A 14,060-nucleotide genomic window follows, 5' to 3' on the forward strand; every position below is an offset into this window, starting at 1 on the left:
AAATCACACGCACAAATCCAGATCGCTTATCGGAGATAGGATAGCTTCTGAGTGCGTTTCGAACTATTCATCGCCGCCCGCTACCTCCGTGCCCGCCGCCGACAGGCTGTCGTGGGCTTCATCACGGTCATCTCCATCATCGGCGTCGCCGCCGGTGTGGCTTCCCTGATCGTCGCGCTGGCCATCACCAACGGCATGCGCCGCGACCTGCAGGAGCGGCTCGTCGGCTCCACGGCGCACGTCATGCTGATGCGCGCCGCCGGCGATGGTATCCACAACTGGCGGCCTCTGATGGATGAATTGGCCCAGACGCCCCACGTACAGGCTGTGGCCCCCGGACTCTTCGGCCAGGTACTCATCTCACGTGGCTCCCACTCCGGCGGAGCTCTCATCAAGGGCATCGTTCCCGCCGATGAACTCAAGGTTGGCGATCTGCTGCAATCCATCACGCAAGGCTCGGCTGCCGAGCTTACTCCAACTCAGGAGTCGAACCAGGCGGGCAACGAAGCGCCCCCTATCGTCATCGGCAACGAGTTGGCGCTGACGCTGGGCGCAATCGTGGGCGACACCCTGCTCGTCACCAGTCCGCAGGGCGAACTAACCCCTCTGGGCCTTCTTCCCCGCTACCAGCGATTCCGGGTCGTAGGAATCTTCGCCTCGGGCTTCTATCAATACGATTCCAGCTATGCCTTCATGCGACTGGCGGACTCGCAGCGCCTCTTCTCCGAGCCAGATCTCATCAGCGTCATGAGCTTCCGCATCGACGACCTCTACCGCGCCCAGCAGGTCGGCCACGCGCTCGAACAGGCTGCAGGCCCGGGCTTCCAAGCCACCAACTGGATGGAGCAGAACCGCGAACTCTTCCGCGCTCTCAAGCTGGAGCAGGTCGTCACCTTCATCGTGCTGGCCTTGATCGTCGTCGTCGCCGCACTCAATATCCTCATAGCCCTCACCATGATGGTGATGGAGAAGACCCGCGACATCGCCGTAATGATGAGCTTCGGCGTAAGCGCCGACCAGGTGCGGCGCATCTTCCTGTTCCAGGGCCTGTTGATCTCCTCACTGGGAACAGTGCTCGGCCTGGTTCTGGGCTTTGCCGCCAGCCTTGCGGGTTCGCACTACCGCTTCATCCAACTGGATGCCAGCGTCTACTCGATCGACCACCTGCCCTTCGCCCCGCGCCTCATCGATGCCCTCATCGTCGCAGCGGTATCGCTCAGCATGAGCCTGCTGGCAACGCTCTACCCCTCCTCCTCCGCCGCCCGAATCCTTCCCGCGGAAGCGCTGCGCTACGAGTAGAAAGCGCAACCTCGCAAATCGTTCAATACACCTCGCTCTTTTCCCAACCCACCCCTACCGTTTAAATACGTGGTCATAGTTCGGAAGCTTGAGCGAATTATGGACATGCCTGTTTTTGGCGGCGTGATCGCCGTTATCTGCGGAGGATGCTGCGGCAGCCAGGGCCTGGTTGCGACGGTCCAACTCCTCCTGTGATCGAGGCAGAAGCATCGATCCGCCTGAGGATGCCAGAGCCTGGTTCGCTTCTACAAAGGGCCGGACGATTCGTTCATAGGCCGCAAAGGCTTCAGCCGGGTTCGAGTGAGTCGCCAGTTCCCCAGCCAATACATAGGCCCCGACCAGCGCGAGGCTGGTACCTTGTCCCGACAGAAACGAGGGTGCATAGGCGGCATCGCCGACCAGCACTACGCGGCCCGAGGACCAGCGCGGCATGTGGATCTGGCTGACGGTGTCAAAGAAAAGATCGTCAGCTTTCTGCATCGCTTCGACGAGACGGGGAACCTTCCAGCCGCTTCCGGCAAATATCTCGGACGTCCGCAACCGCTGTTCTTCGATGTCCGGGTGAGAGAGAAACGGCGCCTCGTCGGCGGCGAAGATCAGGAAGGCAAACAGCGTGTCGCTGTCCCCAACAGCGTATATCCCCGCAGCGCGGCCCGGTTCGGCATAGATGATGCCCTCATGCGAAAGGCTGACGGAACTGGGCTTAGACACAGAGAAGAGGTTGAAGCAACGGCCAAGATATCGGTTGAACGGCTCCTCCGGCCCAAACACCAGGGCGCGAGTGTTCGAATGCAGGCCGTCCGCGCCCACAACGATGTCGAACCGCGCATGTTCACCACTCTTGAAGCAAACGCCCACTCCTGCGCCATCGTCCTCCAAAGCGTCTATGGAATCGCTGAATCGATAATGGATCGCCCCGTTCTGCGTCTGCTTATACAGCAGCGAGGTCAATGCGCCACGCGGCAACTCGATGTCGCGGCCGGAAACACCGCCGCTCAGAGCTTCCGGACTGAGGACGGCGATCGGCGCACCGTCGGCGTCGACAAAGGTGAGCTTGCGCGTATCGATATGAGCCGCCTGCAGCTGTGTAAGTAGCCCCATGCGCTCGACCACATCGATCGCTGTGCCACGCACATCGATAGGATAGCCACCACTGCGTACGGCATCGGCGCGTTCCACCACGGTGACATCGAAACCGTAGCGGTAGAGCCAATAAGCCAGCGTCGGACCGGCAATACTCGCCCCTGAGATAAGTACCTTCTTGTTCATCGGCATATCGTTGACCTCACCCATAAGATACATTCGCGTATCTTATAGATTGAATGCAATAATAGTCCATAAGATCCATATCTGCATCTTATTAGGGACACCGCGGAGGGCCGTGAAAAAAGCTGTAAGACGACGTGGAAACACGCTTGACGACGCAATCCTTGGAGCCGCCTGGGCCGAGTTGCTCGACCACGGCTATGCCGACTTCACGATGGAGGCAGTCGCGAAACGAGCTGGCACCAGCCGGCCCGTGTTGTCTCGCCGGTGGCCAACCCGTGCCGATCTCGCCGTTGCCGCTATCGGCTCTTACATCCTCAAAAACCCCATCGCTGTCCCTGACCTGGGAAACGTACGCGATGAACTCGCGATGCTTTTGCAGAAGCTCTCGGACAGGGGCATGATTGCCATCGTCAAGGTGTTGTTCAGTATGCGCGACTACTTTGTAGAGACAAACTCCAGCCTGGCTGACCTGAGAAATAAGCTCGGAGGTAGCCGAATAGTCTATGAGATACTTCAGCGCGGTGTCCGGCGGGGAGAGCTCGACCCCGGCAAGCTAACGAAGCGAATCTCTTCACTACCACTTGACCTTTTGCGTCACGAAGGGTTCATGACGCATAAACCAGTTCCAAGAGCTTTCATAGACGAGATACTCGACACGATCTTTCTCCCTCTTGTAGCCACGAAGAAGGTGTCCCGTGTGAGTCATCGCAATCATCAGTGAGGTCCTACCTCAATCGCATTTCAAACCCTCCCGCTATGCAGCTCCCTTAGAATGGCTATTGTGACCACCCCCGTCCTCCGCGCGCTCGCGCTCGAAAAAACCTACGCCCCGCTCGCATCGGGCGCGCAGGGCCTGCAACTTTTCCGCGACCTCTCCCTGGAAGTCGCTGCCGGAGAGATGGTGGCCGTCGTCGGCGAGAGCGGCGCGGGCAAAAGCTCGCTGTTGCACCTCCTCGCCGCCCTCGACAAGCCCACCTCAGGCCAGGTTCTATGCGGCGATCTCGATGTCACGCTCCTCACAGCCAAACAGGCCGCCGAGTTCCGCAACCGCGACATCGGCTACGTCTGGCAGTTTCACTACCTGCTGCCGGAGTTCACCGCTCTGGAGAACGTCGCCATGCCGCTGCTGGCTCGCGGTGTGCCTCGCAAGCAGGCGCTCACACAGGCCGCTCTCTGGCTCGACCGCGTAGGCCTGGGCGACCGGGGCCATCACCGCTCGGGAGAGCTCTCGGGCGGCGAGCAACAGCGTGTATCTATTGCTCGCGCGCTGATTACGCAGCCCAAGCTGCTGCTGGCCGACGAGCCCACAGGCGATCTCGACAACACTACCGCCCAGCGAGTCTTCGATCTACTGCTCGGGCTGCACCGCGAGCACTCTCTGGCCAGCGTTCTCGTCACCCACAACCTCGACTTCGCCGCCCGCTGCGACCGCGTGCTGCGGCTCCGCGAAGGCCGGCTGATACCAGCCTGATGGCCCCCACGGCAACCGCCGTGGGGGCCATCGCAGGTTCCTCGGATGCGGTTTCTTCAGTTGAGTGAAAACCAGTTGAAGTTACCCACCGCGTTGTAGAAGCCCCCGCTGTCCATGACAAGTTGCACGGTGTGGATCCCTTCGGGAAGAGGTACGTCGGGGATCGTAAGGGTCTGCCAGGTCTGGTATCCGCCTGTCTCGGGAACTGAGATATGCTGCGTGACCTGCTGGCCGTCGACATTGAGATGGAAGACCCCGCCACCGACTCCATTGGCCACGCGCACCTGAAGGGTATAAGTGCGTGCCGAGGCGATGTCGACGGTGTAGTTGAGCCAATCGCCCGGCTGAGGGTTACCCACGTCGTAGCCGCCGCCGGTGTCAGATGAGTTCTCGATGTAGACCGTCTCACCGGGACGGTAGTTCGCTCCACCGCCGTTTGCGGTAGCTCCATTCCAGTACGCGACGCCCTTGCCACCGGTATCGAAGTTCTCAACTTGTATCAAGCCAGGAATGGACTGCGGGCTTCCGGTAAAGGAACTGCTGGGGGTCGGGGCCTGTACAGCGAACCAGTTGAAGTTGCCCATGCCACCCGTTGGCCCGTTGCTGTCGAGCGTGACCTGCATCACATGACGGCCAGCGGCGAGTTGAAAGGCGGGAGAGACCTGCGTGGTGAAGGTTTGAAACCCATTCGTCACCGGAACAAACAGGGTCCCTGTCTTGTTCTCATCGTCGAACGAGACGTGGAAGTAACCACCTTGTCCAAGGGATGCAACACGGGACTGCAAGTTATAAATACCCGGAGTCGCAACATTGACCGTGTAGCGCAGGTACTCGCCTTCGCCCGTATAGCCGACATCGTAGCCGCCGCCTACATCACCCGTGTTCTCAATGCCGACGGTTGTCCCCGGCCGGTAGCCGGGAGCGCTGCCCTGGTCGGTAGTGTCGAGATTGAAGTAGCCGACGTAGTTGCCGCCCTTGTCGAAGTTCTCCGCCTGGATGAGGCCCGGGATCGCAGCAGGGCCCGCAGGGAAAGGCGTCTCCTCGCCTCCAACGGTGAAGTTGACGGTTGACGAAGCGGTGGCATTGCCTTGGCGTCCGAGAAAGGTGATCGGATAGGAGCCGCTCGTGGCGCTCGCTTCGGTAAACACTGGAAGCAGGTACTGGTTTGTAAAAGGAATGGGCACAGGCTCGCCGAACGCTCCGCCGGGTAGGCCCTCGACCTTCAGCTCAACATTGCCATGATCGTTGCCGTAGTGGTTGACGTCGATGCTGTAGAAGCTGTGGCCACCCGGCGCGACAGTCTGGGAGCCGGGACCTGCGGTGACGTCGAAGGTATTACCCTTGTAGCCCTGCCAGGAAAAGGTCGCGACGGCTTGAGCGGGAAGCGTGTAGCTGACGGTCTCGCCCTTCCAGTTCAACGAGAACTGGCTGGGTGTTTGCGCTCCATTGAAGACGAGCACAGCGATAGAACCGTCAGGATTTTTGAACGCAACATCTTCAACATTGCCACTGCCGAAAGTGTTGGAGTCAATCCGATAGGCACCCGCCTGAACATACTTGGAGAGATGACCGAGAACGTAATATTCCACGTTCCTGGAAACGACGGCGGGCGTAGTGGAGTCATCGATGGTGACGACGCCCCGGCAATCGTTACATCCATTCTGATCGGTGGGTCCGCTGTTTTGGTCCAGCGCAAGGTTCCAGAAGACGACCGTCTTGCCCCAGTTGCGCAGGACATCAATGACCTGGCCTTCGGTGTCATTCGCAAGGTTCTGCCCAAAATAGGGCGCGTAGGTTCCACCAGTGCATTCGGTGAAGTAGATGGGAACATCACCAGCCAGGTCATGCAACGCATTCTGCGCGTCGGCGACGTTACCGGCATAGCAGTGGAACGAAACGCCCGCGAGATACTGACGGACCGTGGGATCCTCGGCGAGGGTCTCGGGGTACTTCGGGTTATCCCAGTTGTGCTCGTAGCCGAAGATGCCGGGTGTGGCGTCTGTGGGATCGTGCGCCTGTCGGGCGAAGTTCCAGCCTTGGTTGCGAAGGTGCAGGTTTCGGAGCTGCGGGCCAAGATATTGCGCGATGAACTGGCCTTCGTCATGCGGATTCATGAACATCGACGGATATCCGCTGGTTTCATTCAAAGGCTCGTTCTGCACCGAAACATAGTTGATCGGAATCCCTTGCGCCTCGTACGCCTGGATGAATTTGGAGAAGTACAGCGCCAGCGCGGGAAAGTTCTCGGTGTTCAAGGAACCGCCATCGAGCGTTCCTGTTGTCTTCATCCAGGCTGGAGGCGACCAGGGCAGAGCCTGGACCTTAATGTCAGGGTTCGCTGCGAAGGCAGACTTGATAGTGGGAATAATGTAGGCCTGGTCGTGCGCGATCGAGAACCGCTTCATCTGCGGATCGGTCTCGCCGGAGGGCATATCGTCGTACGTATAGCTGCTCAGTGAGAGATCGTTACCCCCCATCGACTGCCTAAGATAGCTGAGATGAATTCCGTCCGGGCTGAAGAGATCCTTCATCAACGCCGTGCGCTGGGCTGGGGTGAGCTTGTTCCACACAAGATAAGCGTCAGAGTCATTGAAGCTGGCACCCACCCCCTCAAGCTGCTGGTAGTGAATAGTGTCGTCAACGTTGATGGCGGTCTCACTGGCTGTGCCGTGGGTAAAGGTGAGCGGCGTTTGCGGGGTGAGGAGTGCGGATTGATCGGGGTTGGTCTGAACAACTGCGACGGTTTGAGCGACGACTCCCTGAGAACAGACGCTAAGGACAAATGGAATGAACAGGATAGCGACAACAAGACAAACGTTTGTCTTAGAATCGCGCAGTGTATCCGCAAGAGGGGTACGGAGGAACCTGAATTTCATGGGAGATGCACCTTTTGGGCCGCAGACTTGGGCCGGACTGAGAGTCGAAAAGATTCTGCACGTTCCAGTGGATGATCGTCAATCCCCAGAAGTGCCATGAAACCACCTCCGAAACTCTCCGCTGCGATTCTCTCTCGATTCTCAAAGGACTTCACTGGCGAGCGGCAGAGTTCTGGTTGCCGTTCACAGTTCAATGAACGAATCGGCGATCTGGCACTCTCCACCACAGGAGTCATGCCCACGTAAGACTGCCTGCTGAGAACACGGCGCCACATTCTGGCCATGACGATGCCCCGCATGGCCAGAATATGACGCGGATTAAGCGAGCTGTGTCCGTTGCGATTCGACCCAGTCCGCATAGGTCACAGGCAAAGACCCCTTTGCGTTTTGGACCGCATCACGCACGAATGCCACCTTGCCGTTACGAATCTCCTCGTAGCAGCCAGCTACGGCTTTCGCCATAAACGAAGGTAATCCTGCTTTCAAGAGGCCCTGTTCTGCCTGCTCGCTATTGATCTCCACAACCCGGATCGGCCGACCCGTCACGCGCGAAACAATGCCTGCCTGTTCAGGCACAGTGAGCAGTTCGCCTCCAGTAACCTCCAGAACCTCGAAGCCCTCTGGGGTATCGGGTTTGGTCAACGCCTGAACGGCCACAGCGGCGATGTCCTGAGGTGCCACGGGTGCCGTCTTTGCGTCTCCCGTGGCGTTATAGACCACACCTTCGCTCTTGATGGTCTCAAGCCACTGAAACGTGTTCGTCATAAAGTTTCCAGCACGCACGAAGCTATGGGGGAGACCTGATGCGCGGATAACGTCTTCCTTGTCCTTGTGCAGCTCGCCGACGAGTGAGTCCGGATACGCCGCAAACAGGGTCGAGAGAAAGACAACCCGCGGATTCCCGGATGCCTTTGCCTGAGCGATCAGGCGACGAAAGGCTTCGCCTTCGAGGGGGCCATTCATCAGGAAGACTCCCTCAACTCCAGCGACCGCTCTTGCGAAAGTATCGGCCTGCATCAAGTCGCCCACTGCGACCTCGATAGGACCCTTCAGGTGAGAGACCTTCGAAGCATCCCGCGTGAAGACACGCACTTGCTTTTGCGCCGCCAGCAGCTGCCCTACGACTTCACTTCCAACATTTCCCGTTGCTCCAACGATTAAATACATTTTCTTTTCCTCCCTCTCGTACTTCTGCTGTCTTCGATTAGGTGAGAAGGAGGGCTGATGCAACAATCGAACTGCTCGCAACATACTGTTCCAACAGTGAAACAATCCGGAGGGATCGGTCGACACAAGCGCGCTAATGAGGACTAATCGATCCCTTCTTGCCTGAGAAGGTTTTGCACGCGGCTCTTGACCTCATCACGTATCTCCCGAACTTCCTCTGCGGACAGTCCCTTCGGGTCCCGCAGAGACCAGTCATCGCGGCGCAGGCCGGGGATATAGGGGCACTTGTCACCGCATCCCATTGTGATGAGAAGCTGGGCTTCCCTGGCTAACTCCTCGGTAAGCTTCTGGGGTTTAGCGTGGCTGAGGTCAATGCCTATCTCCTGCATCACCGCCTGTACTTCAGGATGGACACGCTCGCCCGGTTCTGTGCCTGCGGATAAGGCATGCGCCTTGTTCGGATCTGCGAGCTTGTTGAAGAACGCCGCTGCCATCTGAGAGCGCCCTGCATTGTGAACGCACGCGAAGACTACTCTGAGCATGATGCCTCCTCTATGCTGCGGTGTTGGTGCTGTCCTTTGGCTTGATGGCATATACCTTTACACTCGCAGCCGCTGCGTTCACGTCGTACTTGCTCAGAAGGTCTGATAGTTCCGCGTGCAGCGAGGTTGAATCTGTATCTAGCGCAGGAGAGCAGCACGAACCCTCCACCATTGCAGGGGAGCAGCAGCCGGACTGATTCTCCACCTTTGAGTAAGCGTTGAGGTCTGCACCGCTGTCCACGATTTCAACGTGCTCAAATCCGGCAGCGAGCAGCCCGGCGCGGTAGTCATCCATCCTGATAGCACCCGCGATACACCCCACATAGGCCGCCATACTGCGAGCGACGGCTTCCGGCAGCTCTCCCTTGAGTGCGATGTCACTCACGGCAAGGCGACCGCCCGGCTTAAGCACGCGGGCAATCTCCCGGAAGACGGCAGGCTTATCCGGCGCAAGGTTGAGGACACAATTCGAGATGACGCAATCGACCGAAGCATCCGGTAGTGGGATGCGATCGATGGTGGACTGATGAAAGTCCACGTTGGTGTATCCACCAGAGGCCGCGTTCGCTCGTGCCCGTTCGATCATGGCAGGGGTCATGTCAATGCCGATTGCCCGGCCTTTCGGTCCCACCATCTTTGCAGCGAGAAAGACATCGAGGCCGCCGCCTGAGCCGAGGTCTACAACTACCTCACCAGGCTTTATGTGTGCAGTGGCAGTGGGATTGCCGCATGACAAACCCATGTTTGCCTCTGCGGGAATAGATATTAGTTCTTCTGCGGAATAGCCGAAGGCTTCCGCAACAGCTTTTACGCCGTCATCGTTGCTCGATAGCGTACTTTGTGCGACCGCGCCGTACTTCGACCGAACGGAATCAAGAATCTCTTCTGCCATGTGCTCACCTCGGTGACATATTCGTCAACGTGAATATATTCATTGCAAACATATTCGTCAAGGCGTATACATAAAGCATGGCTCGCAAAGCTCAGTTCGATATTCAGCAGTTTTTTCAGGCACTAGGGGATAACACCCGCCTCCGGCTACTCAACCTTATGGGCGAGCAGGAAGTCTGCGTCTGCTACTTCGTAGAGATTCTGGGTGCCCCACAGCCGAAGATCTCCCGGCATCTGGCCTATCTGCGAAATGCCGGCATCGTTTCAGCACGGCGCGAGGGTAAGTGGATGCACTACCGCATTGTCATGCCGCCGCACATCGGGGCAACGCAGATTCTCCGGCAGACGCTTGACTGGTTGAACGAAGACAAGGCAATGCAGACGGACCGGGCGCGTCTCGCAAAGGCTTGCTGCGCGCCATCGAAGTACGACCTGGATGGTGCTCCGTTGCCGGCTGCGGTCTCTGCGCAAAGCTGCGGGGCTTGCTAATGACCGCGACAGCAACACAGGGCCGTGTATGCTCTCCGGCGCAACGAAAGAAGCTCTCTTTCCTGGACCGTTTCCTCACCCTCTGGATATTCCTTGCGATGGCGACAGGCGTGAGCATCGGGCACTTTGTTCCCGGCTCGGCTGCCTTCGTGAATAGATTTCAGACCGGCACGACGAACATCCCCATAGCCATCGGTCTCATCGTGATGATGTTCCCGCCGCTGGCAAAAGTCCGCTATGAAAAGCTGGGCGAGGTCTTCCGCAATAAACGCGTGCTGGGGCTGTCGCTGGTGCAGAACTGGATTATCGGCCCGGCGTTGATGTTCGCTCTCGCCGTGATCTTCCTGCGCGGAGAACCGTCCTATATGCGCGGATTGATCTTGATCGGCATCGCCCGATGCATTGCGATGGTGCTGGTCTGGAATGAGCTCGCGGAGGGTGATACAGACTACGTCGCCGGCCTGGTCGCCATCAACAGCGTCTTTCAGGTGCTCTTCTACAGCGTCTATGCGTGGGCATTCCTCACCGTGCTGCCCAAGTGGTTCGGGCTTCAGGGGAGCGTTGTGCAGATAGGGATCGAGCAGATTGCAAAGAGTGTAGGCCTCTATCTGGGAGTGCCATTCGTGGCGGGCTTTCTGACCCGGTATGCACTCATCAGGGCCAAGGGTGAGGAATGGTATCGAATAAGCTTTGTGCCGCGCATTAGTCCGCTGACTCTCATCGCGCTACTGTTCACAATCCTTGTGATGTTTTCTCTGAAGGGCGGCTTGATCGTGCGTCTGCCGCTGGATGTGGTGAAGATCGCCGTGCCGCTGGTCATCTACTTCCTCTTCATGTTCCTGGTTAGTTTTTGGATGGGGAAACGGTTGGGGGCCGACTACGCACAATCTGCCGCGCTCTCATTCACTGCCGCCGGGAATAACTTTGAGCTGGCAATTGCGGTTGCGGTCGCTGTATTCGGCCTGAACTCTGGGGAGGCGTTTGTCGGGGTGGTAGGACCGTTGATCGAAGTCCCGGCACTCATCGGTCTGGTGAACGTCGCGTTCTGGATGAGACGGCGAATGTATCAGCGAGCTGATTAGTAACGACAAGTTATCTTCTCGCCAGTGATCGATTACTCACTACAAGCGCGTTGTCTATCAAAAACCAAATAGACGATGCATCTCAGCCTGATAGCGAAGTCCAAACCCAATCCAAACCAAAATTGGAATGATCAACTGAAGAACATAGTTATCCCTTACTCGAACGTGAGCTGCAATGGCTCCTCCCATCCATGCTGTTTCTAAAATCACTCCCAAAAACGCAGTCGATGGGATCAGCGTCAGCGTCCCGATCAAAATCACCCAGATGCCGAAAGGCGTTTGAAGATCGCGACGATAACCTATGTGATCGATATTCTTGTCCGCTACAGAGTGCTTCGTGAGGTTCAGGATGCCGCCCACAAACTGCGGGGCCACACCAATCACGCTTACAACCAAACCAATGGTCTCTCCTGTTGCTCCAGCGATCAAATACATTCCCTCTTCTCTCTCTCGTACTTCAGCTGGGTTCGACTAGACGAGAAGGAGTATCGATGCAACAATCGACCTGCTTGCAATACACTGTTCCATCAGTGGAACGATCGGGGAGGTAGCAATGACGAATCTCAACGAGCTTCAAACCTTTGCCCTGGTGGCTCAGTCGAGGAGTTTCACGTTGGCCGCCGAGCGTCTCAAGCTTCCCAAGTCATCTGTCAGCCGCGCCATTAGCCGGCTGGAAAAGCGACTGGATGTTCAACTGATCCAGCGCACAACGCGCAGCGTCCGGCTTACCGAAGCCGGCAGGCTTTATCTCACCCACTGCGAAAAAGTGATCGAAGAGGCCGAACAGGCAGATATTGCGATCGGCGCAATGATGGCCACTCCCAAAGGAAAACTGCGCATCGGTGCACCCGTCGCGTTCGCGCGCTTCGTGCTTGAACCGTTGATGAACGAGTTCTTGCTCTTGTACCCGGAGCTACGCGTCCACATCGACCTGCTGCACGCGAAAGAGCGGCAGAGCGACGAGGGCTTCGATCTGGTCGTGCGGGTTGGACCGCTGGAAGATTCTGCCTGGCTGGTCAAGCCTCTTATGCGGGTGAGATTGGGCTTATACGCAAGTCCTGCACTGCTCAAACGACATCGGCGGCCGCAATCCCCTTCCGATCTGCAGCAGTATCCCTGCATTGTGTCCAGCTGTGGCCCGCTGGGCGAATCAGGAGACCACGCCATGTGGCGTCTCCATCGTGAACGTGAGGTTCGTGAGATTCAAGTGGTCGCACGAGTGGCCGTACCCGATCCCTCCGTGCATCACCAACTAGCCCTGAAGGGTTTGGGCATTGCGATGCTCGGTCAAGCCGAAGTCGGGCCTGATTTGAAAGAGCGGAGGCTGGTGCGGCTACTGCCGGAATGGGAGCCGGATCCGATTGAGTTATACGCCCTGCATCCTTCACGGCTCGCCGCTTCACCGAAGGTGAGAGTCTTGTTGGAGTTCTTGGGAAAACACTGTAACGATGCCTACAAACTCAAAGGGGCCGCTTCGGGACGTTGAAAAAACTTCTGCCCGACGGCGCAACACGCACCATCAAATAGAGCCAGGATGGTCACTCTATCAGTTGGCAAGCGAGGTCGCCCGTTCTCCGGTTAATCTCTGCCTGATGTGTTGTCTCAGACGGTCGGCGAAGGTTGGAGAGGACTCGGCTGTGTTTGACAGGACGACGACGGCAAAGTCGCCCTTCGGATTGAAGAGGGCATAAGCACTGTATCCACCGGTTCCGCCAGGGTGTAAATAGTCACCCGTTGCGGGTTGATAGCGCCAGGCGAGAGCGATCCTTCCGCCTTCCCCGTCGGCACGCAGCTGGTGAGATTGGATGAGAGCAGCCGGAAGGGTAGTGGCAGCGGACGAGCCGGTAGCCAGATTCAAATTCTCCGGATGCAGATTCGCTTGCAGGTACACCAGCATGTCTGATGCTGTAGACCGAATCGCTCCGCATCCCGCCAGAGCATCCCAGTCCCAGGCATGAGCCGGTTGATGGTCGCTCTTGTGTCCCGTAATGAATCGGGCCTGTTGCTCGGGAGATAACGATATGACCGTGTCTCTCATCCCCAGGGGACCAGTAACTTCTTGTTCGAGCAGGGTGGGATACGGCACGCCAACGCGATTCGACAGCGCCTGGCCAAGCAGGCCGAAGCCAAGATTGCTGTAGAGATACTCCGTCTGAGCGGGCATGGCAACGGTGTGTTTGGCTACGAAGGCGTAGAGATCGGCAGGTCGGTAGTCGGCATAGGGATTCGTTGGATCAGCGGGGTGGAAGTTGTCTGGCAGGCGCGGAAGGCCGGAGTGCTGCGTGGCTAGACTGAGGAGAGTAATTTCGCCTCCTTCAGGCTTAGGGACTAAGCCCGAAGGCAGCAATTCGCGAACCGGATCGTCGAAGCGAACCGTACCCTGCTCGACCATCTGCGACAGCACGAGGCCGGTAAAGGTCTTGGTGATGGAGCCAATCTCGTAGATGGAATCTGGCTTTGCCGTTCCGTAACTGAAGACGCGGGAAACTCCATGTTCTACCACTGCGACGGAGACGCCCGCACCGGTCGAGGAGGCAAGCTCACCGTTCTTGAGCGCTCCCGCAATGTCCTTGTCGAGCACGGCTTGGAGATCACCAACCGCGACTGGAGGCAGTGCCTTGTCGTATTTCTCTCCACGAAGGAGCTCGCCGAGGTTGCCGCCGGTGACGAGCACGAGCAAGCGGTTGCCGACGAGCAAGAAGGCCATCCCCAACACGGCCACAGAAAGAATGGACAACACGATCTTCCTGGCGCGTGAAGATCCACCACGCACCGGCTTCCCCTGAACGCGCATGTCTCGCATGTCTTTTGCCATCGTGGATCATGTTACGAGTTTTCGGCTCACATCAAGTGCCTGCAATGCCTTTTCGGGCACTCCGGCCAAGCGTCACCTGATGGCCAAGCCACGCTACAATTCCCCATGCCCATGCGTCGCATCCCTCTCAGTCCCGTGCTATCGGGAATCGCGCTGGGT

General features: G+C 58.0%; 14 protein-coding genes. 7 read left to right on the forward strand and 7 right to left on the reverse strand.

Annotation, left to right across the window (positions count from 1 at the left end; genetic code table 11):
- The first annotated feature begins 51 nt into the window (after positions 1–51).
- Positions 52–1,299, forward strand: coding sequence for an ABC transporter permease (locus GSQ91_RS09820; RefSeq protein WP_158821379.1), 1,248 nt, complete (start codon positions 52–54; stop codon positions 1,297–1,299).
- 54 nt (positions 1,300–1,353) lie between these two features.
- On the opposite strand, the gene GSQ91_RS09825 is transcribed toward GSQ91_RS09820, so the two are convergent.
- On the reverse strand, positions 1,354–2,601 hold the full coding sequence (locus GSQ91_RS09825) for an FAD-dependent monooxygenase (RefSeq protein ID WP_158821380.1): 1,248 nt from the start codon (positions 2,599–2,601) through the stop codon (positions 1,354–1,356).
- Positions 2,602–2,680: 79 nt separating this feature from the next.
- Between GSQ91_RS09825 and GSQ91_RS09830 the strand changes: the two genes are divergently transcribed.
- Positions 2,681–3,289: a TetR/AcrR family transcriptional regulator gene (locus tag GSQ91_RS09830; protein WP_158821381.1), complete on the forward strand. Its 609-nt coding sequence runs from the start codon at positions 2,681–2,683 to the stop codon at positions 3,287–3,289.
- Between the two features lie 51 nt (positions 3,290–3,340).
- Entirely contained in the window at positions 3,341–4,039 is a 699-nt protein-coding gene (locus GSQ91_RS09835) for an ABC transporter ATP-binding protein (protein WP_174240672.1), read from the forward strand.
- A 56-nt stretch (positions 4,040–4,095) separates the two neighbouring features.
- Here GSQ91_RS09835 and GSQ91_RS09840 read toward each other — a convergent pair whose 3' ends face one another.
- Positions 4,096–6,915: a carbohydrate-binding protein gene (locus tag GSQ91_RS09840; protein ID WP_158821382.1), complete on the reverse strand. Its 2,820-nt coding sequence runs from the start codon at positions 6,913–6,915 to the stop codon at positions 4,096–4,098.
- A 96-nt stretch (positions 6,916–7,011) separates the two neighbouring features.
- On the opposite strand from GSQ91_RS09840, the gene GSQ91_RS09845 reads away from it, so the two are divergent.
- On the forward strand, positions 7,012–7,161 hold the full coding sequence (locus GSQ91_RS09845) for a hypothetical protein (RefSeq protein WP_158821383.1): 150 nt from the start codon (positions 7,012–7,014) through the stop codon (positions 7,159–7,161).
- 72 nt (positions 7,162–7,233) lie between these two features.
- Here the strand turns inward: GSQ91_RS09845 and GSQ91_RS09850 are convergent, their stop codons facing one another.
- The 3 genes from GSQ91_RS09850 to arsM all read right to left on the reverse strand — a co-directional run bounded on the left by GSQ91_RS09850 (position 7,234) and on the right by arsM (position 9,516).
- Complete coding sequence (locus GSQ91_RS09850; protein ID WP_158821384.1) at positions 7,234–8,082, reverse strand: NAD(P)H-binding protein; 849 nt, start codon at positions 8,080–8,082, stop codon at positions 7,234–7,236.
- Positions 8,083–8,225: 143 nt separating this feature from the next.
- The gene (locus tag GSQ91_RS09855) at positions 8,226–8,624 is read right to left on the reverse strand and encodes an arsenate reductase ArsC (RefSeq protein WP_158821385.1); all 399 of its coding nucleotides are present in this window, start codon (positions 8,622–8,624) and stop codon (positions 8,226–8,228) included.
- Between the two features lie 10 nt (positions 8,625–8,634).
- Positions 8,635–9,516 (reverse strand): arsenite methyltransferase, encoded by an 882-nt coding sequence (gene arsM, locus GSQ91_RS09860; RefSeq protein WP_158821386.1) that lies wholly within the window; start codon positions 9,514–9,516, stop codon positions 8,635–8,637.
- A gap of 77 nt (positions 9,517–9,593) precedes the next feature.
- Between arsM and GSQ91_RS09865 the strand changes: the two genes are divergently transcribed.
- On the forward strand, positions 9,594–10,004 hold the full coding sequence (locus tag GSQ91_RS09865) for a metalloregulator ArsR/SmtB family transcription factor (RefSeq protein WP_158821387.1): 411 nt from the start codon (positions 9,594–9,596) through the stop codon (positions 10,002–10,004).
- Complete coding sequence (gene arsB, locus GSQ91_RS09870; protein WP_158821388.1) at positions 10,004–11,086, forward strand: ACR3 family arsenite efflux transporter; 1,083 nt, start codon at positions 10,004–10,006, stop codon at positions 11,084–11,086. The genes GSQ91_RS09865 and arsB overlap by 1 nt, the downstream gene beginning before the upstream one ends.
- 57 nt (positions 11,087–11,143) lie before the next feature.
- Here arsB and GSQ91_RS09875 read toward each other — a convergent pair whose 3' ends face one another.
- Positions 11,144–11,521: a DoxX family protein gene (locus tag GSQ91_RS09875; RefSeq protein WP_158821389.1), complete on the reverse strand. Its 378-nt coding sequence runs from the start codon at positions 11,519–11,521 to the stop codon at positions 11,144–11,146.
- 118 nt (positions 11,522–11,639) lie between these two features.
- On the opposite strand from GSQ91_RS09875, the gene GSQ91_RS09880 reads away from it, so the two are divergent.
- Complete coding sequence (locus GSQ91_RS09880) at positions 11,640–12,572, forward strand: LysR family transcriptional regulator (protein ID WP_158821390.1); 933 nt, start codon at positions 11,640–11,642, stop codon at positions 12,570–12,572.
- Between the two features lie 60 nt (positions 12,573–12,632).
- On the opposite strand, the gene GSQ91_RS09885 is transcribed toward GSQ91_RS09880, so the two are convergent.
- Entirely contained in the window at positions 12,633–13,901 is a 1,269-nt protein-coding gene (locus tag GSQ91_RS09885) for a serine hydrolase (RefSeq protein WP_158821391.1), read from the reverse strand.
- Between the last annotated feature and the right edge of the window lie 159 nt (positions 13,902–14,060).

Origin of the sequence: Granulicella sp. S156 (genome assembly GCF_009766105.1) — a bacterium.
GTDB lineage: Bacteria > Acidobacteriota > Terriglobia > Terriglobales > Acidobacteriaceae > Granulicella.

Excerpts from the sequence above, each read along its gene's own strand:
- arsB (WP_158821388.1), top strand. The coding sequence starts at position 10,004 with ATGACCGCGACAGCAACACAGGGCCGTGTATGCTCTCCGGCGCAACGA.
- GSQ91_RS09855 (WP_158821385.1), bottom strand. The coding sequence starts at position 8,624 with ATGCTCAGAGTAGTCTTCGCGTGCGTTCACAATGCAGGGCGCTCTCAG.
- GSQ91_RS09845 (WP_158821383.1), top strand. The coding sequence starts at position 7,012 with ATGAAACCACCTCCGAAACTCTCCGCTGCGATTCTCTCTCGATTCTCA.
- arsM (WP_158821386.1), bottom strand. The coding sequence starts at position 9,516 with ATGGCAGAAGAGATTCTTGATTCCGTTCGGTCGAAGTACGGCGCGGTC.
- GSQ91_RS09880 (WP_158821390.1), top strand. The coding sequence starts at position 11,640 with ATGACGAATCTCAACGAGCTTCAAACCTTTGCCCTGGTGGCTCAGTCG.
- GSQ91_RS09825 (WP_158821380.1), bottom strand. The coding sequence starts at position 2,601 with ATGTATCTTATGGGTGAGGTCAACGATATGCCGATGAACAAGAAGGTA.
- GSQ91_RS09875 (WP_158821389.1), bottom strand. The coding sequence starts at position 11,521 with ATGTATTTGATCGCTGGAGCAACAGGAGAGACCATTGGTTTGGTTGTA.
- GSQ91_RS09885 (WP_158821391.1), bottom strand. The coding sequence starts at position 13,901 with ATGGCAAAAGACATGCGAGACATGCGCGTTCAGGGGAAGCCGGTGCGT.
- GSQ91_RS09850 (WP_158821384.1), bottom strand. The coding sequence starts at position 8,082 with ATGTATTTAATCGTTGGAGCAACGGGAAATGTTGGAAGTGAAGTCGTA.
- GSQ91_RS09840 (WP_158821382.1), bottom strand. The coding sequence starts at position 6,915 with ATGAAATTCAGGTTCCTCCGTACCCCTCTTGCGGATACACTGCGCGAT.
- GSQ91_RS09835 (WP_174240672.1), top strand. The coding sequence starts at position 3,341 with ATGGCTATTGTGACCACCCCCGTCCTCCGCGCGCTCGCGCTCGAAAAA.
- GSQ91_RS09865 (WP_158821387.1), top strand. The coding sequence starts at position 9,594 with ATGGCTCGCAAAGCTCAGTTCGATATTCAGCAGTTTTTTCAGGCACTA.